This window comes from Bradyrhizobium sp. CCGE-LA001 (assembly GCF_000296215.2).
Taxonomy (GTDB): Bacteria; Pseudomonadota; Alphaproteobacteria; order Rhizobiales; family Xanthobacteraceae; genus Bradyrhizobium.
This window is the reverse complement of the sequence record NZ_CP013949.1, coordinates 4,338,335-4,357,491: the sequence shown is the minus strand read 5'-3', so window position 1 is coordinate 4,357,491 and position 19,157 is coordinate 4,338,335. Positions and strand designations below refer to the sequence as shown.

At 64.6% G+C, this 19,157-nt stretch carries 23 protein-coding genes; 13 read left to right on the top strand and 10 right to left on the bottom strand.

Annotated features, from left to right (window positions below; genetic code table 11):
* Window position 1: 1 nt before the first annotated feature.
* From secF to BCCGELA001_RS20145, 4 genes are read left to right on the top strand one after another with little or no spacing between them, the layout of a single operon-like run.
* Complete coding sequence (secF, locus tag BCCGELA001_RS20160; protein ID WP_008547179.1) at window positions 2–1,021, top strand: protein translocase subunit SecF; 1,020 nt, start codon at window positions 2–4, stop codon at window positions 1,019–1,021.
* 60 nt (window positions 1,022–1,081) lie between these two features.
* Window positions 1,082–1,465 carry an Mth938-like domain-containing protein gene (locus BCCGELA001_RS20155; RefSeq protein ID WP_008547177.1) on the top strand — a complete coding sequence of 128 codons (384 nt, stop codon included), beginning with the start codon at window positions 1,082–1,084 and terminating at the stop codon, window positions 1,463–1,465.
* Entirely contained in the window at window positions 1,462–2,325 is an 864-nt protein-coding gene (locus BCCGELA001_RS20150) for a phytoene/squalene synthase family protein (RefSeq protein ID WP_060736144.1), read from the top strand. The genes BCCGELA001_RS20155 and BCCGELA001_RS20150 overlap by 4 nt, the downstream gene beginning before the upstream one ends.
* Window positions 2,326–2,370: 45 nt before the next feature.
* Window positions 2,371–3,615 (top strand): threonine ammonia-lyase, encoded by a 1,245-nt coding sequence (locus BCCGELA001_RS20145; protein ID WP_008547165.1) that lies wholly within the window; start codon window positions 2,371–2,373, stop codon window positions 3,613–3,615.
* Window positions 3,616–3,622: 7 nt separating this feature from the next.
* Here BCCGELA001_RS20145 and BCCGELA001_RS20140 read toward each other — a convergent pair whose 3' ends face one another.
* Complete coding sequence (locus tag BCCGELA001_RS20140; RefSeq protein ID WP_060736143.1) at window positions 3,623–4,801, bottom strand: aminotransferase class V-fold PLP-dependent enzyme; 1,179 nt, start codon at window positions 4,799–4,801, stop codon at window positions 3,623–3,625.
* Between the two features lie 148 nt (window positions 4,802–4,949).
* Here BCCGELA001_RS20140 and BCCGELA001_RS20135 point away from each other — a divergent pair, with 148 nt between their 5' ends.
* A complete protein-coding gene (locus BCCGELA001_RS20135; RefSeq protein ID WP_008547150.1) occupies window positions 4,950–5,423 on the top strand; it encodes a VOC family protein in 474 nt (157 codons plus the stop codon).
* Between the two features lie 12 nt (window positions 5,424–5,435).
* Here BCCGELA001_RS20135 and BCCGELA001_RS20130 read toward each other — a convergent pair whose 3' ends face one another.
* The 4 genes from BCCGELA001_RS20130 to BCCGELA001_RS36060 all read right to left on the bottom strand — a co-directional run bounded on the left by BCCGELA001_RS20130 (window position 5,436) and on the right by BCCGELA001_RS36060 (window position 8,891).
* Window positions 5,436–6,008, bottom strand: coding sequence for a CAP domain-containing protein (locus BCCGELA001_RS20130; RefSeq protein WP_144441382.1), 573 nt, complete (start codon window positions 6,006–6,008; stop codon window positions 5,436–5,438).
* A gap of 73 nt (window positions 6,009–6,081) precedes the next feature.
* Window positions 6,082–7,176: a serine/threonine protein kinase gene (locus BCCGELA001_RS20125; protein ID WP_060737744.1), complete on the bottom strand. Its 1,095-nt coding sequence runs from the start codon at window positions 7,174–7,176 to the stop codon at window positions 6,082–6,084.
* An 8-nt stretch (window positions 7,177–7,184) separates the two neighbouring features.
* Window positions 7,185–8,612, bottom strand: a complete 1,428-nt coding sequence (trmFO, locus tag BCCGELA001_RS20120; protein ID WP_060736142.1) for a methylenetetrahydrofolate--tRNA-(uracil(54)-C(5))-methyltransferase (FADH(2)-oxidizing) TrmFO — start codon at window positions 8,610–8,612, stop codon at window positions 7,185–7,187.
* A gap of 126 nt (window positions 8,613–8,738) precedes the next feature.
* On the bottom strand, window positions 8,739–8,891 hold the full coding sequence (locus tag BCCGELA001_RS36060; RefSeq protein WP_007590701.1) for a DUF1127 domain-containing protein: 153 nt from the start codon (window positions 8,889–8,891) through the stop codon (window positions 8,739–8,741).
* Window positions 8,892–9,436: 545 nt separating this feature from the next.
* On the opposite strand from BCCGELA001_RS36060, the gene BCCGELA001_RS20115 reads away from it, so the two are divergent.
* Window positions 9,437–9,700 carry a hypothetical protein gene (locus BCCGELA001_RS20115; protein ID WP_008547129.1) on the top strand — a complete coding sequence of 88 codons (264 nt, stop codon included), beginning with the start codon at window positions 9,437–9,439 and terminating at the stop codon, window positions 9,698–9,700.
* A gap of 71 nt (window positions 9,701–9,771) precedes the next feature.
* On the opposite strand, the gene BCCGELA001_RS20110 is transcribed toward BCCGELA001_RS20115, so the two are convergent.
* Together BCCGELA001_RS20110 and BCCGELA001_RS20105 are read right to left on the bottom strand one after the other, a co-directional pair.
* Window positions 9,772–10,596 carry a lytic murein transglycosylase gene (locus BCCGELA001_RS20110; RefSeq protein WP_060736141.1) on the bottom strand — a complete coding sequence of 275 codons (825 nt, stop codon included), beginning with the start codon at window positions 10,594–10,596 and terminating at the stop codon, window positions 9,772–9,774.
* A gap of 119 nt (window positions 10,597–10,715) precedes the next feature.
* On the bottom strand, window positions 10,716–11,624 hold the full coding sequence (locus BCCGELA001_RS20105; protein WP_008547114.1) for a DUF2189 domain-containing protein: 909 nt from the start codon (window positions 11,622–11,624) through the stop codon (window positions 10,716–10,718).
* Between the two features lie 336 nt (window positions 11,625–11,960).
* Between BCCGELA001_RS20105 and BCCGELA001_RS20100 the strand changes: the two genes are divergently transcribed.
* Window positions 11,961–12,347, top strand: a complete 387-nt coding sequence (locus tag BCCGELA001_RS20100; protein ID WP_060736140.1) for a DUF3597 domain-containing protein — start codon at window positions 11,961–11,963, stop codon at window positions 12,345–12,347.
* Between the two features lie 54 nt (window positions 12,348–12,401).
* On the opposite strand, the gene BCCGELA001_RS20095 is transcribed toward BCCGELA001_RS20100, so the two are convergent.
* On the bottom strand, window positions 12,402–12,677 hold the full coding sequence (locus BCCGELA001_RS20095) for a GNAT family N-acetyltransferase (protein ID WP_060736139.1): 276 nt from the start codon (window positions 12,675–12,677) through the stop codon (window positions 12,402–12,404).
* A 317-nt stretch (window positions 12,678–12,994) separates the two neighbouring features.
* Here BCCGELA001_RS20095 and BCCGELA001_RS20090 point away from each other — a divergent pair, with 317 nt between their 5' ends.
* Window positions 12,995–13,390, top strand: a complete 396-nt coding sequence (locus BCCGELA001_RS20090; protein ID WP_060736138.1) for an SPW repeat protein — start codon at window positions 12,995–12,997, stop codon at window positions 13,388–13,390.
* Between the two features lie 43 nt (window positions 13,391–13,433).
* On the opposite strand, the gene BCCGELA001_RS20085 is transcribed toward BCCGELA001_RS20090, so the two are convergent.
* Together BCCGELA001_RS20085 and BCCGELA001_RS20080 are read right to left on the bottom strand one after the other, a co-directional pair.
* Window positions 13,434–13,709: a GNAT family N-acetyltransferase gene (locus BCCGELA001_RS20085; protein ID WP_060736137.1), complete on the bottom strand. Its 276-nt coding sequence runs from the start codon at window positions 13,707–13,709 to the stop codon at window positions 13,434–13,436.
* A gap of 85 nt (window positions 13,710–13,794) precedes the next feature.
* Window positions 13,795–14,154, bottom strand: a complete 360-nt coding sequence (locus BCCGELA001_RS20080) for a hypothetical protein (RefSeq protein ID WP_008566875.1) — start codon at window positions 14,152–14,154, stop codon at window positions 13,795–13,797.
* Between the two features lie 94 nt (window positions 14,155–14,248).
* On the opposite strand from BCCGELA001_RS20080, the gene BCCGELA001_RS20075 reads away from it, so the two are divergent.
* The 5 genes from BCCGELA001_RS20075 to BCCGELA001_RS20055 all read left to right on the top strand — a co-directional run bounded on the left by BCCGELA001_RS20075 (window position 14,249) and on the right by BCCGELA001_RS20055 (window position 19,155).
* Window positions 14,249–14,746, top strand: coding sequence for a hypothetical protein (locus tag BCCGELA001_RS20075; RefSeq protein ID WP_060736136.1), 498 nt, complete (start codon window positions 14,249–14,251; stop codon window positions 14,744–14,746).
* A 105-nt stretch (window positions 14,747–14,851) separates the two neighbouring features.
* A complete protein-coding gene (locus BCCGELA001_RS20070; RefSeq protein WP_060736135.1) occupies window positions 14,852–16,459 on the top strand; it encodes an acyl-CoA synthetase in 1,608 nt (535 codons plus the stop codon).
* A gap of 9 nt (window positions 16,460–16,468) precedes the next feature.
* Window positions 16,469–17,329, top strand: a complete 861-nt coding sequence (locus BCCGELA001_RS20065) for a PCC domain-containing protein (protein WP_008564001.1) — start codon at window positions 16,469–16,471, stop codon at window positions 17,327–17,329.
* 97 nt (window positions 17,330–17,426) lie between these two features.
* Window positions 17,427–18,179, top strand: coding sequence for an AAA family ATPase (locus BCCGELA001_RS20060; RefSeq protein WP_008563998.1), 753 nt, complete (start codon window positions 17,427–17,429; stop codon window positions 18,177–18,179).
* 412 nt (window positions 18,180–18,591) lie between these two features.
* On the top strand, window positions 18,592–19,155 hold the full coding sequence (locus BCCGELA001_RS20055; protein ID WP_060737743.1) for an SRPBCC family protein: 564 nt from the start codon (window positions 18,592–18,594) through the stop codon (window positions 19,153–19,155).
* The last annotated feature ends 2 nt before the right edge of the window (window positions 19,156–19,157 follow it).

Genomic DNA, 19,157 nt, shown 5'->3' with positions numbered 1-19,157 from the left:
CGTGACTCAGACCGTTCTCATCGGGCTCGGCGTCCTCATTGCCATTCTCACCGTGGTCGCGGCGTTTGGCTGGCTGCCGTCGCTGCGCATCGTCCCCGACGATACGCATTTCGACTTCACGCGTTTCCGCCGCATCAGCTTTCCGATCTCGGCCGCGTTGTCGATCGTCGCAATCGTGCTGTTCTTCACCCATGGGCTGAATTTCGGCATCGATTTTCGCGGCGGCACGCTGCTGGAGGTCAGGTCGAAGTCGGGCCCCGCCGACATTGCGGTGATGCGCACGACGCTGGATGGCCTGCGCCTGGGCGAAGTCCAGATTCAGCAAATCGGCGATGCCGAGAACGTCCTGATCCGCGTCGCGGAGCAGCCGGGTGGCGACGCCGCCCAGCAGGAAGCCGTGCAGAAGGTTCGCACCGCGCTTGGCGATTCCGTCGAATATCGCCGCGTCGAGGTGGTCGGCCCGCGCGTCTCCGGCGAATTGCTGGCCTTCGGCATGCTCGGCCTGATGTTCGCGATCATCGGAATCCTGATCTATCTCTGGTTCCGGTTCGAATGGCAGTTCGCCCTGGGCGCCATGATCGCCAACGTGCACGACATCGTGTTGACCATCGGCTTCATGTCGATCAGCCAGGTCGATTTCGACCTGACCAGCATCGCCGCGCTTCTGACCATTCTCGGCTATTCGCTCAACGACACCGTCGTCATCTACGATCGCATCCGCGAAATGCTGCGGCGCTACAAGAAGATGCCGATGCCGCAGCTGCTCAACGAGTCCATCAACTCGACGCTGTCGCGCTCGATCATCACCCACGTCACGGTCACGCTGGCCCTGCTCGCGCTGCTGCTGTTCGGCGGTCACGCCATCCACAGCTTCACCGCGGTGATGATGTTCGGCGTGGTGCTGGTTGGCACCTATACCTCGATCTTCATTGCGGCGCCGATCCTGATCTATCTCGGCGTCGGCGAGCATCGCGAAGACGCGCCCGACACGGATACGCCGGCGAAGAAAAGCAAGGCATGATCCGAACCGCATGCCCTCGCAAACGTTTGCGAGGGCAGTAAGCCCATTCGGACGAAGCTCATGGCCGGCGATCCCAACGCACCGCATTTCCCGCGCTCGGCGCCGATCGAGGCCTATGGCAAAGGCGGCTTCGCCTTTGCCGGCATGTCGCATCGGGGATCGCTGTTGTGCTTGCCGGATGCGATCTGGGCCTGGGACGTGAACGATCCCGCGAAGATCGACCGCTACTCGCTGGACCGGGTGTTCGCGGCTGCCAACGGCATCGACACCCTTCTGGTCGGCACTGGAACCGGGCTCTGGCTGCCGCCGCCGGAGCTGCGCCAGGCTCTCAAGGCGGTGAGGGTGGTGCTGGACACGATGCAGACCGGCCCTGCCGTGCGCACCTATAACATCATGATCGGCGAGCGGCGGCGCGTCGCGGCTGCGCTGATCGCGGTACCATGAGCAGCACCGCGCAGGCGCCCGACTCGGCTGCTTTCTGCGCCGATCTGGTGCGCAGCCACGACTTCCCGCGCTATGTCGCGACACTGTTCGTGCCTGCCGCCGAGCGCCGCGCGCTACTGGCGCTCTATGCCTTCAATGTCGAGATCGTGCGCGTCCGCGACCAGGTGAGCCAGCCCTTGCCCGGCGAGATTCGCCTGCAATGGTGGACCGACATGCTGTCGGGGCAGGTTCACGGCAGCGCCGAGGGCAATCCGGTCGCGGCCGAGCTGCTTCGCGCCATCCGCGATTATGACCTGCCGGTCGAACCGCTGTCGCTGCTCGCCGACGAGCACCAGTTCGATCTCTACAACGATCCGATGCCGACCATGGCGGCGCTGGAGGGCTATCTGGCTGCGACTTCTTCGGCGCTGTTCGGTCTCGCGGCACAGGTCCTGGCACCGCCATCGGCAGCAGTCGAGCATCTCGCCCGCCATGCCGGACTGGCGCAGGGCATCGTTCAGGTCATCGCCAATCTGCCGCGCGATGCCGCGCACCGGCAATTGTTCGTGCCGCAGCAGGTGCTGGCGAACCACGACTGCAACATGGAGGATGTGTTCGTCGGCAAGGAGACGCCAGCCGTGCGTGCGGCGCTGGAACAGCTTGCGGCTGAGGCACAGCAGCATTTGACGACGGCGCTGTCGCTGCTGCCGGACGTGCCGCCCTCAATGCGCCCCGCGTTCCTGCCGCTGAGCCAGGTGCGGGCCGAACTCAAGCGCCTGTCGCGGGCGGGGCGCAATCCGTTTGCGCTGCTGCCGGCCTCGCGGCTGCGCACGCTGTGGACCCTTTGGCGGGCTTCACGTTCCCGGGAATTTACCAAATAGCGGTCGGCTGGTCGCCCGGGCCGTGCAAATGCTCTATGCTGTCCCATGGCCGACTTGTCCCAAATCACGTCCTGCGATCTCAGCGGCCTTGCGGTCGCTCCCGGCGACATTCACGCCGCCGCCAAGGTCATCCACGGTGCCGTTGTCGAGACGCCCTGCAGCTACAGCCGGACGCTGAGCAGCATCTGCGGCTGCGACATCTGGCTCAAATTCGAGAACCTGCAGTTCACCTCCTCGTTCAAGGAGCGCGGCGCCCTCAATCGGCTCACGGCGCTGACGTCCGAGGAGCGTGCGCGGGGCGTCATCGCGATGTCGGCGGGCAACCATGCGCAGGGTGTCGCCTATCACGCCAAGCGTCTCGGCATCCCCGCAACCATCGTCATGCCCGTGGGCACGCCCATGGTGAAGGTCGAGAACACCCGGCATCACGGCGCGGAGGTGGTGGTCACCGGTGCGACGCTGGAGGAGGCGGCCGCGTTCGCGCGCAGTCACGGCGAAGCCCGCGGCATGATCTTCGTCCATCCCTACGACGATCCGCTCGTCATCGCGGGGCAGGGCACCGTCGGGCTGGAGATGCTGAAGGCCGTGCCGGAGCTCGACACGCTGGTCGTGCCGATCGGCGGCGGTGGGCTGATCAGCGGCACCGCCATTGCGGCGAAGTCGATCAAGCCTTCGGTGCGGATATTGGGCGTCGAGGCCTGGCTCTATCCCTCGATGTACAACGCCATCCATGATGGCAACCTGCCGGCGCGCGGCGACACGCTTGCCGAAGGCATCGCGGTCAAATCTCCGGGCAAGATCACCACCGAAATCATCCGCCGTCTCGTCGACGACATCGCGCTCGTCAATGAAGCCGAGCTCGAGCGCGCGGTCGCGACCCTGATCTCGATCGAGAAGACGGTGGTCGAGGGCGCCGGCGCCGCGGGCCTTGCCGCGCTGATGTCGGATTCATCTCGCTTTGCCGGCCAGAAAGTGGGCCTGGTGCTGAGCGGCGGCAACATCGATACCAGGCTGATCGCCTCCGTCCTCACGCGCGAACTCGCGCGGGAGGGACGGCTGACCCAATTGTCGCTCGATATCCCCGACCGGCCCGGGCAGCTCGCCGCAGTGGCAGCGCTATTGGCCGAAGCCGGCGCCAACATCATCGAGGTCTCGCATCAGCGGACGTTCTCGGACCTGCCGGCGAAGGCGACGCTGCTGCAACTCGTCATCGAGACCCGCGATGCCGCGCATCTCGATGAGGTCATGGCAAAGCTCAGTGCGTCCGGATTGAGCGCGCGCTGCACCTGACGTGCCATCATCGCCGTGCGACGCTTGCGAGGTGGTCGATGAGGCGATCAATCTCGGCTTCGGTGTTGTAGTAATGCGGGGAGGCGCGGACGAGTGGCGGTAGCGAGCGCGTTTCGGCATCAATGCGGGTGCTCTCCGGATCTGACGCGCCGATCGTGATGCCGGCTGCAGCGGCACTGCTGACGATGGTGTCGGCCTCATGTCCGTCCACGGTGAAGCTGACGATAGCGCCCGGACGGCGTCCGAGATCACGAATGGTGATGCCGGGGATGGCGGCAAGGCCAGTGCGAAGACGCTCCGCGAGCCCACGGCAGCGCTGCTCGATCGAGGCCATTCCGATGTCGAGGGCATAGTCGACCGCCGCGCCTAGCCCCAGCCGGGCCGCGTAGTTGTTCTCCCAGGTCTCGAAGCGGCGTGCGTCGTCGCGCAGTTGATAGGAATCTCGCGAAACCCAGGGAGCCGCGAAATGATCGATCATGGGCGGCTCGAGCTGCTGCAATAGCGCGCGACGGACATAGAGAAAGCCCGTGCCGCGCGGCCCACGCAGGAATTTGCGTCCCGTGGCCGACAGCATGTCGCAACCGATCGTTTCGACATCGACCGCCATCTGGCCGACGGCCTGGCAGGCGTCGAGCAGGTAAGGAATGCCGTGCGCTCGCGCAATCCTGCCGACAGCCGCCGCGGGATTGACCAGCCCGCCATTGGTCGGAACCCAGGTGATGGCGATCAGCTTCACGCGCTCGTCGATCATGCGTTCGAGCGCGCCGACATCGAGTTCGCCCGTCGCGTCGCTCGGCACTACATCGATGACTGCGCCTGTGCGCTGGGCAACCTGAAGGAACGCAACATAGTTGGCGGCGTACTCCGCTTCGGCGGTCAGGATCCGGTCGCCCTCTCGAAATGGAAGCGAGTAGAACGCCATCTGCCAGGCAACCGTCGCGTTCTCCACCAGGGCAATCTCTTCGGGCGCGGCGTTCAGGAGCCGGGCCACTGAACCGTAAATTGCTTCGAGCCGATCGGACTCGTGATCGGCAGCGGCATAGCCGCCGATCTCGCTCTCGAGATCGATATGTCCCTTCATCGCCGCGACGACGGGTGCGGGCATCAGAGCCGCCCCGGCATTGTGGAGATACGCGAGCCGGGAGGCAGCAGGCGTGTCGGCACGCATTCGGTCGATGTCGATCACGTCAGAGCCTCCATCGTCAGGTTCCTCGTAGACACAATGACGCACGCGAGCAAGCTCGGGCAAATGACTGTTCCGGCTGGAGCATGCCGGTCGGGATGCCTATGCTGATCGGAAGCGCAATTTGGCACGGAACGACAGGGAATACCCAATGGCAAAGAACACGATCTGCCTCTGGTACGACAAGGATGCTGAAGCCGCGGCCCGCTTCTACGCCGAGACGTTTCCCGACAGCGCGGTGAGTGCGGTTCATCGCGCGCCCAGCGATTACCCGTCGGGCAAGGCGGGCGATGTCCTGACCGTCGAATTCACCGTGGCAGGCGTTGCCTGCCTCGGGCTCAACGGCGGACCCGTCTTCAAGCACAACGAAGCCTTCTCGTTCCAGATCGCGACCGACGACCAGGCGGAAACCGACCGCTACTGGAACGCCATCGTCGGAAATGGCGGGCAGGAGAGCGCCTGCGGCTGGTGCAAGGACAGGTGGGGCGTTTCCTGGCAGATCACGCCGCGGGTGCTGACCGAAGCGTTGGCCGCCGGTGGCACGGAGGCCAAGCGCGCCTTCGATGCGATGATGGGGATGACGAAGATCGACGTCGCCGCGATCGAAGCCGCGCGCCGCGGCTGAGACGGTCTCGCCTCAGATGCAGAGGCCGAGCAGCTTGACGTGACAATTGCTCGGTTTCGGCTTGCTTGTGGGCGCGACCTCCCGCTTCACGGCAACCAGCGGCTCCTTGTCCTTCTTCTTCTTGCCTTTCGGCTCGTAGTCGCCGGCGATCACCATCGCCCAATAGGTGCGCTTGCCGCTGGCCGTCTTGGCGCTTGCGATGCCGACGCGGGAGGCGTTGTGCAGCAACAGGTTCTTGCGGTGGCCGGACGAGTCGATCCACTGTCCCAGCGTCTTCTCGAAATTGTCGTAGCCGTAGGCGATGTTCTCGGCGGCGCGGCCCGCGCCGGCGGGCGCGACCCGGCGATTGAACGGGCCGAGCGCATCGTGGCTGAGATCGTCCTTGGCCGCCATCGCACGGGCTTGGTCCATGGCGATGCGGTCCAGCGTGGCGTCGCGCACGACGCGGACCTCACCATGCTTGAGACGGAAATTCGAGATCAGTTCGGCCGGAGTGTCAGCCATCGCGGGGGCGGCGGTCAGCAGCAGAAGGCCGGCGGTCAGAGCGCCAGCCAAGCAACGCATCACAGTCCCCCGAGTGCCCATGACCCCGCCAAGCCCGAATTATTTGACCGCTTCTCTATTGGCAATGTGGACGCTTCAAGGCACGGATCACGCTCTAGCCGGCCGGCAGGTCCGCCTCGAAATTGAAGCGGTCGCGCAGGTTCTTGCGCTGCTCGAGGATGTCCTTGAGGAAGGCGCGGTCCTGGTCGTTCTTCATCATCGGCTCGATCAGGTCGAGCTGGTTCATGGCGACCAGTTGCAGGATTTCGGTGCGCGGCTTGCCGCCTGAGTCGCGGGGCAGCGCGTGGACGACCTGGATGTGTTCCGGCGGCTTGGGGCCCTTGGCGGCCGCAAGCTCGTTGCGGAGCTCGCCTTCGAGCGTGACCTGATCGGCTTCGACGAAGGCATAGAGCCCGACACCCGAGCGGCGGTCGGCGAAGGCGACGATGGCGGTGTCGCGTACGGCCGGGTTCTTGCGGATCAGTTGCGCCAGCACCGGGGCATCATTCACCAGGCGGCGGCCGCCGCCTTCTCGGTCGGTGAAGTTGAACAGGCCGCGGGTGATGGCGCGGTAGACCTTCTTGCCCGTGGCGAGCCATAGGCTCGCGGCGAATGATTTCTTCGCCAGGATCTTTCGCTCGCGCGGCGTCAGCGCCTCGGGTGCATAGGAGCGCTTGTGCTTGAGCAGATGCCTGAGGTCTTCATAGGCCAGGATGCGGTAGAGCCGGCCGCGCCGCGCGAAGCAGGCAGCGAGCTGGAAGTCGGTGACGTAAGCGCGGCCGTCGCGGCCGACCAGCCAGTTCTGCTCCTTGGCGAGATCATTGTGGCAGATGCCGGCACGGCGCAGCCGCCGCAGCGCGGCCTTGGCCGAGCGGAAATAGGCGAGGTCGCCATGCGGCTTGGCCAGATGCAGCGCGACGCCGTCGACGAAGCCGCGCACCAGCGCGCGGCGGCCGGCCCATAGCAGCTCCGGACCGACATTGAGGCCTTTGGCGAGCGCGAGCGCATGCTTCTCGCGGGCGAACAGATGGCGCGCCAGCGCGAATGACCACCACGGCACTTCATCGAGCCGGCGCAGCACCGCATCGACTTCGCCTTTGCCGTTGCGGAAGCGGCCGCGCTCGACCGTCGAGAACACGTCGCGCTTGAGCAGCACGCCCTCGGTCCAGCGCGCCGAGAGTGCCGCGGCGTCGTCTTTGGGGAGGCTCATCGACAAACTCACGCAGCGGCGGCAATGCGCAGGTGATCGGCGATCCAGCGATCGAGATCGGCGAGCGCGCGTGCGCTCATCGCCTGCTTCTTAGCCACCGTCTTCTCGTTGCCGCGCAGCCGCGTGCCGTCGGGCTTCTTGGTCGGCACGGATGCGAGCGGCGGGAACAGGCCGAAATTGATGTTCATCGGTTGGAACGAGCGCGTGCCCGGCTCGATGGTCTCGATATGGCCGCCAGTGATGTGGCCGAGCAGGGATCCCAGCGCCGTTGTGCCCGGCGGACTCGCCAGCGTTTCGCCGCGCGCGTCGGCGGCTGCATAGAGCCCGGCAATCAGGCCGACGCTGGCGGATTCGACATAGCCTTCACAGCCCGTCATCTGGCCGGCAAAACGCAGCCGAGGCTGCGCGCGCAGGCGCAATTGGCCGTCGAGCAGCTTGGGCGAGTTGAGGAAGGTGTTGCGATGCAGACCGCCGAGGCGGGCGAACTCGGCCTTCTCGAGCCCGGGGATGGTGCGGAAGATGCGCTGCTGCTCGCCATATTTCAGCTTCGTCTGGAAGCCGACGATGTTGTAGAGCGTGCCGAGCTTGTTGTCCTGGCGCAGCTGCACGATCGCATAGGCTTTCGTGGTGGGATCGTGCGGATTGGTCAGGCCGACCGGCTTCATCGGGCCATGGCGCAGCGTCTCGGGGCCGCGCTCCGCCATCACCTCGATCGGCAGGCAGCCGTCGAAATAGGGCGTGTTGGTCTCCCACTCCTTGAACTCGGTCTTCTCGCCCGCGATCAGCGCGGCGACGAAGCCGTCATACTGCTCCTTGGTCATTGGGCAGTTGATGTAGTCGGCGCCGTTGCCGCCGGGGCCGACCTTGTCGTAGCGCGACTGGAACCAGGCGACCGACATGTCGATGGATTCGCGATGCACGATGGGTGCGATCGCGTCGAAGAAGGCGAGCGCGTTCTCGTCGGTCAGCTCGCGGATGGCATCGGCCAGCGGGGCTGAGGTGAGGGGGCCGGTCGCGACGATGACGTTGCGCCAGTCGGCCGGAGGCAGGCCGGCGACCTCGCCGCGGGCGATCTCGATCAAGGGATGGTCGTTGAGCGCCCTGGTGACGGCCGCCGAGAAGCCCTCGCGGTCGACGGCGAGGGCACCGCCGGCAGGCACCTGGTTGGCATCGGCGGCGCGCATGATGAGCGAGTCGAGCCGGCGCATCTCGGCATGGAGCAGGCCGACGGCATTGTTGGCGGCATCGTCCGAACGGAACGAATTGGAGCAAACGAGCTCGGCAAGGCCGTCGGTGCGATGCGCCTCGGTCATGCGGGTCGGCCGCATCTCGTGCAGCACCACGGGCACGCCGGCCTTGGCCACCTGCCAAGCGGCTTCGGAACCGGCAAGGCCGGCGCCGATCACGTGCACGATGTTGGATTGGGGTCCTGTCATGGGGCGGACAGGTAGCGCTTTTCGGCGACGAGTGGAATCGCCGAGATCGAGTTTTCTGCCGCTAGATGCGACAACGCCCGCACGAGGCGGGCGCTATCGGTTCGTCCGGTGAAGGGCTGAACGATATCAGCCCTGATACTGGCCGGCGGCAACGCGCGGGATGTCCGAGCGATCGAGGCCGATGTCGGCCAGTTCGCGATCGCTGAGCTGGGACAGCTCGGCAACATTGCGCTGATAGTCCCGGAAAGCCTGGATCATGCGGATGAGCGAGAGCAGCATTGGTAGTCTCCTGTAGTTCGATTCAGCCCTTGCTCGAGCCTCATCGTTGAAATGAATATAGGTGGGAGTGGTGCAGTGCGAAAGTTCCGATGTTGCGATGCAGCTAAGCGTTGCATGCATAGCGTCGGTAACGGACGCTTAACCCGAGGGCGCTCCTGCCCATGTAGCGGGCAATACGCCCCGGGTGGAGCATTAATTACCGTGAATACACGGACTTAGGCCAGGAAATGCGATTCTGGACTTTCCGGAAATATGGTGCGTTCACCTGTCCGCTAGGAATCCGGGCCAGCGTCTTGGCCCAAGTCACGCATGCGCGATTCGCATGTGACTCCGATTGTAAGAGTGAATATATGTTCACTTTCTGCGTGAGCATTACGGTGACGTAATGAAAACTGGAACCTGCGCATACGCCTCTGCGCCCGGCGCAAGTTCACGCAATTCTCGCGAGGAGTTTACTGCGACAAGTTGCCACGCCCAAGCAAAAGTCATGTCGCAGAATCCGGCAATGTCGCTGGTCTGCGAAGGACAAGAAGGAAGGTAACGTCATGACGAAGTTACTCGGGGCTGTCGCGATTGCCGCCGTCGTGTTTGCTCTCCCGCCGGCCGAGGCTGCCAAGCGGAGCGCGGGCGGCTGCAGCTCGGCCAATCTGGAGAAGACGGAAACCGCGATCGAGAACATGGCCGACGGTGACAGCAAGCTCGTCGCGCAGAAGGAGATCGCGGCTGCGCAGGACTCCCTGCTCAACGGCAAGATGGGTGCGTGCGGTGCGCATCTGAACAAGGCGATGCAGGCCTCCGCGGCCAAATAGAAGCGTTGAGACGTCAATTCAGAGAGGGCCGGTCGCTGGGCGATCGGCCCTCATTCAGTTGCCCGATCGGTTCAGGGAGCTCGCGCCAGCTGGGCGGCGAAATAGGCGACGGTCTTGGAATAGACCTCGCTCTTGTTCCACTGCTTGAGCACCTCGAAGTTGGGACTGCCCGGCTGCCAATCCTTGCCGCGCTGCCAGCCATAACCGGCGAGATAATTGGCGGTGGAGGCGAGCACGTCGGGCGCGTTGTGCAAGAGATCGCGCTTGCCGTTGCCATCGAAATCGACGGCGTATTTCATCCAGGACGACGGCATGAACTGGGTCTGGCCGAGCTCGCCGGCCCAGGCGCCCTTCATGTCGCCAGGCGCAAGGTCACTGCGCTGAACGATGCGCAGGGCATCCAAGAGCTCGGCCCGAAAGTACTCGGAGCGTCGGCAGTCGTAAGCCAGCGTTGCCAGTGAACGGATCGTTGCGAACGTGCCGGTGTTGACGCCGAAATCGGTCTCCAGACCCCAGATCGCGACCAAGATCTCGCCCGGGACGCCGTAGGTCTGCTCGATGCGCGACAAAACGGAGCCGTACTGCTTCATCCTGTTGGAGCCGCGCTGCAGGCGCGGCGGCACCATGCGGCCCGAAAACTCTTCGAAGCTCTGGCTGAAAACCTTCTGCGAGCGGTCGCGGTTGAGCACGTTCTGATCGAGCGTCACGCCGGCAAGCCCGGCGGTGATCGCCTGCTGCGAGATGCCTTTGGCAGCGGCGTCGGTTTTGAAGTCCGCAAGCCAGGCATCGAAATTGCCCGAGCCGCAGGCAACAGCGGCGAGCGCTGGCTGGGCTGACAGGATTGAAGCGGAAAGGGCGAAAGCTGCGAGAGCGAGACGAGAAATCGTCGGGGTCATCAGATGAAATGGATTCCGTGAAGTGATCTGACCGGCCTACGCAATCTCGGTTGTAACCGCGGCCAAAGCAAGGCGTGCGGCCCTGTCCGAATCGGGCAGGGCCGCACGTCACGACATTGTCAGGCGTCCGTGTTGTTTCGCCACGGGAAGAGGTTGGCGGGGAAGTCGGCCGCCGGCTTGCGCTGCCGATGCGGCGGAGGCGGCACCGGACGGGCACCCGGTTCGGAGACGATCACCTTGCGGTAGAGATGCCAGGTGGCGTGGCCGAGCAGGGGGATCACCACGGCAAGGCCGAGGAAGGCCGGGATCGTGCCGAGCGCCAGCAGCACCGCCACGATCAGGCCCCAGGCCGCCATCGGCACCGGGTTCGTCGCGACGACGCGCAGCGACGTCGTCATCGCTTCGAACGCGCCGGCACGACGGTCCAGCATCAGCGGGAACGACACGACGCTGATGCAGAGCGCGGCGAGCGCGAACAAGAAGCCAACGCCGCAGCCGACCACGATCAGCCACCAACCCTGCTCGGTGGTCAGAACGCGCGTCATGAAATCCGAGATCCCGGTCGCACCCTCATAACCGAACGCCGCGATGTAGATCGCCTGCGCGGTCGCAACCCAGGTCACGAACAGCGCGAGCAGCAGCGTGCCGAGGCCGAGCATCGCAGCAAACGACGGCGAGCGCAGCACCTCCATGGCATCCCAGGCGGTCGCCTCTTCGTGGCGTTCGCGCCGGCTGGAGAGTTCATACAGCCCAAGTGCCGCGAAGGGGCCGATCAGCGCGAAGCCCGCGGCCAGCGGAAACAGCAGCGGCAGCACCGAATAGCCCATCACCACGCGGGCGAGCACGAGGCCGAGCACCGGATAGATCACGCAGAGGATGATGGCGTGGCTCGGAACGGCCTTGAAATCCTCCCAGCCGCGCTTCAGCGCATCATGCAGGTCGGACAATTGGATGGTCCGGATCACCGGTCCAGCCGCTTCCGCGGGCTGGGCCACCGTGGGGACATCGCCCTGGTAGAGTGTGGCCATGGTCGCTAGCTCCCTTGCCGCGCGGTCGATCTCGCGCCGGCAACGGCGCAAGCGGCCGCTCTCTTCGAACTCTCGCGATTCCCGACCAGACGCGAATTCCGGAAAGGCAATCGCGAGCTGAAGGTTGAGCGTACTCCCAATTCCCAGTCCTGTCCCTCACGCTTGGGGGAAATTCGATGGCGCAGTGCAACCTCGGTGATGTCATTCGGCCGTCATTTCGCCGCAGATAAGCTGATGCTGCGTGCTGGTCCGCGGAACTTCGCGGGCGCCACGACGTAACTTCGTCTATAAGTGCCACTCAAGGCCCTTCCAACGGATCCTTTTTGGGGAGCAGACATGAGCATTTTCGGGAAAATCATGGGCGCGATCTTCGGTAGCCAGCCGGCCAGCGCCGCGCCTGCCGGCAGCGCGCCCGCTAGCAGCGCGCCCGGCACATCGGCGCCGGCCACCGCCCCGATGGCAGCGGTTGATGTTGCCGCGATCGTCGACAAGGCGGCGGCTGCGCACAAGGGCGAGAAGCTGGAGTGGCGCACCTCCATCGTCGACCTCATGAAGTCGCTCGATATCGATTCCAGCCTCGCCGCGCGCAAGGATCTCGCCAAGGAGCTGGGCTACACCGGCGACATGAATGACTCGGCGAGCATGAATGTCTGGCTGCACAAGCAGGTGATGTCCAAGCTCGCTGCCAATGGCGGCAAGCTGCCGCCGGAGATCAAGCACTGACCGGTCGCCCGGTCTTAACCGTAAGGGCCCGCCATCGCGCGGGCCCTTTTGCGATCAGGCCACAAGATCCGCATCCTCCGGATGCCTATCGAGATAATCGACGACGAAACCGCAGCCGGCAATCACCTTCCGGCCGTCGCGGCGGATCAGGTCCAGCGCGCCCTTGACCAACTCGGAGCCGATGCCGCGGCCGCGCAGCGCGCGCGGCGTCTCGGTGTGGGTGATGATCACGGCCGACGGCGTCAGCCGGTAATTGGCGAAGGCGACCTCGCTGCCAACATCGAGCTCGAAGCGGCTCCTGTCCTTGTTGTCGCGTACTGTAGCCGCCATGCGGGACCCTTCCGAACTGCAGATTGCTTCCTGATCTAAGAGGCGGAGCCGGCCCTTGCCAAGGTGGGACCAAGGGCGATTGCCGCAAGGGAGGCATCTGCAAACGCGCTGCTGCCGCCGCAGCGCAATATATAGGTCTCGCCATGCAGGCATGATGCGACGGCTGCAAATAATCCTCGCGGTCGCTCTTGCAAGGCGAACTTCGATTCCCACGTCCTCGAGAGGACATACGCCCGAATGCGGCCGGCAGGGTCGCTAGACGTTCGGAGTGTCATGATTGCCAGCCGCAGACGTATGCCTCTTCGAAGGAGGGTACGATGTCGGATTTTGGTTTCTTGAATACTCATCGAACATGGGAAGACTGGTGCGGGATGCTGCTCGGCGCGGTGATCGTGGCATCGCCGTGGTTTCCGATCCAGGATCCGATGATCACCGGACATCAGACGGTGATCCTGAACACGGTCGCAATCGGTCTGATCGTGTTTGGCATCAGCCAGCTCGAATATGTCGCCTTGCAGCGCTGGCAGGAGGTGACGACGATCCTGGCCGGACTGTGGCTCATCGCCTCGCCCTACGTGATCGGCTATTCCGGTGACGGCTTCCTCCGCGTCTATCACACCAGCCTCGGCGCGGCGGTGGTGCTGCTCGGTATACTCCAGCTGTGGCAGGACTGGGATATGAACGACCAGGACATGCTCAAGCATGGGCAATAGGTCAAGACATCGGCAGGTTCGCCGTCGCGGCGGTGGGCCTGTCTTATCGCGTCACGAGATCGGCATAGTCCGGGTGCTTCTCGATCCACGCCTTCACGAACGGGCACTGCGGGATCAGCTTCAATCCGTCGGCGCGGATCTGGTCGAGCGCGCCTTGCACCAGCTTCGAGCCGATGCCCTTGCCGCCAAGCTCCTTCGGCACGTCCGTATGCTCGAAGGTGATCACCTTGCCATCGAGCTTGTAGTGCTCTGTCGCAAGATGGCCGTCCACCGCGAGCTCGTAGCGGTGATGGTCTCTGTTGTTGACGACGTCGCTCATGTCTCGACCTCCAGCTGCCAGCGCCGCACACCAAGCCGTAACGCGCGGTCGGGTCGGCAGGTTTCCGATGTTGAGGTTGTTCGGTTCAATCGCCCGCTTTGGCCAGCCTGGAATCTTCGGGCTGCGGCTGCGGGCGCAGACAGCCCTGGCAGATGACCAGGGAGCGGTTGACCCTGGCGTCCTGGTCGGCCTCGATGCCGTCCTGTGCCTGCCACCATTCCTTCGAATAAGGGGCAAGCCCGGCCTGCGATCGGTTGCGCTCGGCTGCCGCAGCAGTGCGCGTCGCACGCGAGGTCGAACGGGGCTGATTGGGATTCTCGCCGGCGCCATCCCAGGCATAGCGCGCAGGCTTGAAGGCTGGATCGGACGTAAGCTGCGCTTGCGGGCCCACGGCACATCCGGCGAGCGCCAGCGACAATAGGAGAAGGGCCGGCGCTTTGACCATGATGGGGTACTCTGTACGCGACAACTGATGAACGTTGCGCCGATCATGTTTAAAATTCCCTGAACGATTGTGACCGCGCTGACGACAAACGCGCATGCGTTGTCTCATCATCATGCTGGCTCTGTTCGCCTCGGCCGCGCGCGCCGAAGACGCAAAGCCGTTCAATCCGGCCGACTATCCGCCTGGGGTGCAGAAAGCCGTGCGCTTTGCCAATGAGGAATGCGCGAGCCAGGACGGTGGCCCGGTGACATTTGCGCCTGATACGGTGCGAAAGGTCGACCTGACCGGTGACGGTCGCGAGGACTACATCGTCGATTTCCAGGACACCAAATGCGGTGATCGCGAGACGACGTATTGCGGAACCGGCGGCTGCGTCATGAAGATCCTGGTGACTCTGCCGGACGGCAGCATGCGCGAGGTGTTCGACGGCTACGTCCTCCGCTACAAGATCATGGCCCCATCGGTGAAGCGCGGCGCCGCGCGCACCGTCCGCTTCGATCTGCATGGCAGCTTCTGCGGCGGCTTTGGTCCGCAAGCCTGCTCGAAGACCAAGGCCATCACGGCGACGCCGTTTGCGTTCAAGCAGCCGTAGGGGAGCCGTGCACCCGGCGGCCTTGCAGGGGCGCTGGCGATGGCGATAAATGGGCGGCAATGAGCGGACGGCCGGCGTGCCGCCCGTCGTCGAAGAGGAAGCCCGATGCAGCCCCTGCGCATGTCCCGCCGCGTGATGAATCTCGCCTATATGCTGACCCAGAATGCGCGGCGGCATGGATCGCGCCCCGGCTTCGTCTGGGGGGACAAATCCTGGACCTGGCACCAGATCGATGCGCAGGTCTCGGCGCTGGCCGCAGCGCTCGCCGCGCGCGGCATTGCCAAGGGCGACCGCATCCTGGTCCATTCCAAGAATGGCGACGAGATGTTCTTCTCGATGTTCGCCGCGTTCCGGCTCGGCGCGGTCTGGGTGCCCACCAATTTCCGCCTGATGCCGGATGAGGTCAGCTATCTCGCGGAGGCCTCCGGCGCGAAGGCGTTCCTGTGCCACGTCGATTTCCCCGAACATGCCGCGGCGGTGAAGGGCGGCGCACTCGAGTTCACCTGGAGCGTCGACGGCAAGGCTGCGTTCGGTGAGCGCTCGGTGGCCGATGCCATCGCCTCGCAGGCCGGTGCTGCCGTGGAGAACGTCGCGGTCGAGCACGACGATCCCTGCTGGTTCTTCTTCACCTCCGGCACCACCGGCCGCTCCAAGGCGGCGGTGCTGACCCACGGCCAGATGGGCTTTGTGGTGACCAATCATCTTGCCGACCTGACGCCCGGCACGACCGAGCAGGATGCCTCGCTGGTGGTGGCACCATTGTCGCATGGCGCCGGCGTGCATCAGCTGATGCAGACCGCGCGCGGCGCGCGCACTGTGCTGCTGCCGACCGAGAAATTCGACATCAACGAGGCGTTCCGCTTGATCGAGACGCACCGCGTCAGCAATCTCTTCACGGTGCCGACGATCCTGAAGATGATGGTCGAGAATCCCGCTGCCGACAAATACGATCATTCCTCGCTGCGCCAGGTGATCTATGCGGGCGCACCGATGTATCGCGAGGACCAGAAGGCGGCGCTGAAGAAGCTCGGCAAGGTGATCGTGCAGTATTTCGGCCTTGGCGAGGTCACCGGCAACATCACCGTGCTGCCGGCGGCGCTGCACGATCCCGAAGACGGCCCGCACGCGAAGATCGGCACCTGCGGCTTCGAGCGCACCGGCATGCAGGTCTCGATCCAGGACGACGAGGGCCACGAGCTCAAAGCCAACCAGAGCGGCGAGATCTGCGTGATCGGGCCTGCGGTGTTCGCGGGCTATTACGACAACCCCGAAGCCAATGCGAAGGCGTTCCGCAACGGCTGGTTCCGCACCGGCGATCTCGGCCATATGGACGAGGAGGGGTTCGTCTACATCACCGGCCGGGCCTCCGACATGTACATCTCCGGCGGCTCCAACATCTATCCGCGCGAGATCGAGGAGAAGATCCTGACCCATCCCGCCGTCGGCGAGGTCGCGGTGCTGGGCGTGCCCGATGCGACCTGGGGCGAGGTCGGCGTCGCCGTCTGCGTCGCGCGCGAAGGCGCGCAGGCCGTGAGCGAGGCCGAGATGGCGGCGTTCCTCCTCCCGAAGGTGCCGCGCTACAAGATGCCGAAGCGGTTCTTTTTCTGGGAGGCGCTGCCGAAATCCGGCTACGGCAAGGTGCCGAAGCGCATGGTGCGCGACGAGCTCGAGGCGCGAGGCCTGCTCGACCTCGATAGCACGAAGGCAGGCTGAGCCGGGCCGATGCGGAGCATCAAGCAGCCGGGCTCGCCCGTTGCCGAACGCATTCAATGGGTGGAGGCGAGGGGACGTGCCTTCGCCTTCACGCTTCAAGCCGGTCTGCCGTTGCTGGACGCCGCGCGCCGCGGTTTTGCCGCGGAGGGGTTTGCCGGCGGCGTGCTCAACTTTGGCGCTGGCGCGCTGGGACCGTTCGCCTATGTGATGCCGGCCTTGTCGAAGACCGGCGAGAACGCCGCGTTCTACAGCGATACGTTCCGGCCCGAGGGCGTGACGCGCGTGAGGCTCGGCAGCATGACGCTCGGCACGCGCGACGGCGCGCCGTTCTTTCACTGCCACGGGCTGTGGACCGAGGCTGACGGCAAGGCGAGCGGCGGCCACATGCTGCCGGACGAGACTATGGTGGCCGAGCCGTTCGAGGTCGAAGCCTTCGGTCTCGATGGAGCGATGTTCACGGCCGAGCCTGATCCCGAGACCAATTTCAAGCTGTTCGGGCCGGTTGCCGCTGCGAGCACCGGCGCACGCACGACGCGCCGCGCTTTCGCGCTGCGGCTGCGGCCGAACCAGGACTTTGCGGGTTGCCTCGAAGCGTTTTGTCGCGCGCGTGGCATTGCGCGTGCGAAGCTCCACGGTGGCGTCGGCTCGACCATCGGGGCGCGCTTCACTCATGGCGGCATCACCGAGCCGTTCGCCACCGAGCTGGCGATAACGTCCGGCGCAATCGAGCCCGGTCCGTCAGAGGCGCTCGAAGCCGTGCTTGACGTTGCCCTGATCGACTACACCGGAGGTGTTGCGGAGGGCCGCCTGGTCCGCGGCGACAATCCCGTGCTGATGACCATGGAGCTGGTGCTGGAGGTGCTGGAGTAAACAAGTGAACCTTCTCCGGCGAACCACTTCCTCGCAATGATTGTTCCTGATATGTTCGCGTGACGGCAGTGTTCGGTTAGGGCAGGGAGGGGTTGTTATGCGAGGGCGACAGCGCGACATCAGGCTGCCTGCTCCCTATCTGCGGCGCGTCTGGCTCGACCGCACGCTGGTCTCCGACTGGACAGCATATCCATATTGTCTTCCAATCTTCAGCGAAGAATTCGACCTGAGCTTCGACACCGCGATCACCATCATTGTCGGCGAAAACGGCACCGGCAAATCGACCATCCTGGAGGGTATTGCAGCACTTGCCGGATATGACGACGCCGGCGGCGGCAAGGGATATCGCGCGGTCGATCATTCCAATGCACGCGAGATCATGGGTGGAGAGTTGTCGACCGCACTTCGCGCTGGCTGGGTGCCAAAGGTTACCAACGGCTGGTTCTTCCGAGCCGAGACCTTCTTCTCCGTTGCGAGATATCTCGACGAAGTCTCGGACATGCCGCCCGATTTTCTGTCGTACTCCCACGGCGAGGGCTTTCTGCGCTTCTTCGAGGAGCGATGCCAGAGACAGGGCATCTTCATCTTCGACGAACCGGAATCGGCGCTGTCTCCGGCCCGCCAGATGGAGTTCCTGAAGCTGATGCATCGCATGGATTCTTCACGCAACTGCCAGGTCATCATGGCGACGCATTCGCCGATGCTGATGGCATATCCCAACGCGCGCCTGCTGCGGCTGACGAAGTATGGCCTCGAGCCCGTGACAGTGGAGGAGACGGATCACTACCGCGTCATGCGTGAGTTTTGCGCTGATCCGCGCGGATTCGTGGAGGCGACGTTGGCAGAGTAATAGGCGCGGTCGGCGGTCGTTCTCTCCGCCGTCATTGCGAGGAGCTCTTGCGACGAAGCAATCCAGCGCTCAACCCTCGTGTTCCGGACAAGCGGCAACGCGTAAGCGTTGCGGCGCAGAGCCGGGACCCAGTGGGTCAACCGTAAGGTGCCGTGAGATGGGCCCCGGCTCTGCAGCGGATCACCTCGTGCTGCGCAGCGTCCGGGGCACGAGACTGTCGTCGAATGGCTGGGGCAGTTTCCGTTCTCGCGGCACGTCGTGCCAGAGCTTTGCGTTCGCACCGGATGGTGTAGATGCCCGGCAACCACACCGTCACAGCCGTGCCACGAACAGGTCTCCCCATGGTCCAAAAATGCGCTACGATGACCGCAGCGCGCCCGAAGTCGCGCAAATCGAGGAACGAGGAAACGACATGAGGATGATAAGCGGAACGGCGCTTGCCGGGGTGGCGGCGCTGGCTGTGGCGGGGATGGCTCTGGTGGCTGCTTTTGAGCCGGTGTGGGCTCATGGGCCGACCCGGCAGAAAGTGCGGGAATCCATCGAGATCAGTGCGCCGCCGGCCAAGGTCTGGGCCGCGATCTCCAATTTCCAGGACATGAGCTGGCTTCCGATCGTCACCAAGACCGAGGGCCAGAAGGGCAACGAGATCGGCGCGACGCGGACGCTGACCCTGACAGGCGGCCCCACGGTCGAGGAGGAGCTCTACAAATACGAACCCGACATGCAGAGCTATTCGTACCGGATCACCAAGGTCGACGTGAAGGTGCTGCCGGTGACGAACTATTCCTCGACACTGACGGTGTCACCGGCGCCTGATGGCAAGGCGAAGCTGGAATGGGCCGGCGCGTTCTATCGCGGCTATCCCAACAACGATCCGCCGCCGGAGCTGAGCGACGAAGCTGCAACAAAGGCCGTGAGCGGGCTGTACAAGGCCGGGCTCGAGGCGCTCAAGAAGAAGATCGAGAGCGGCAGCTGAGC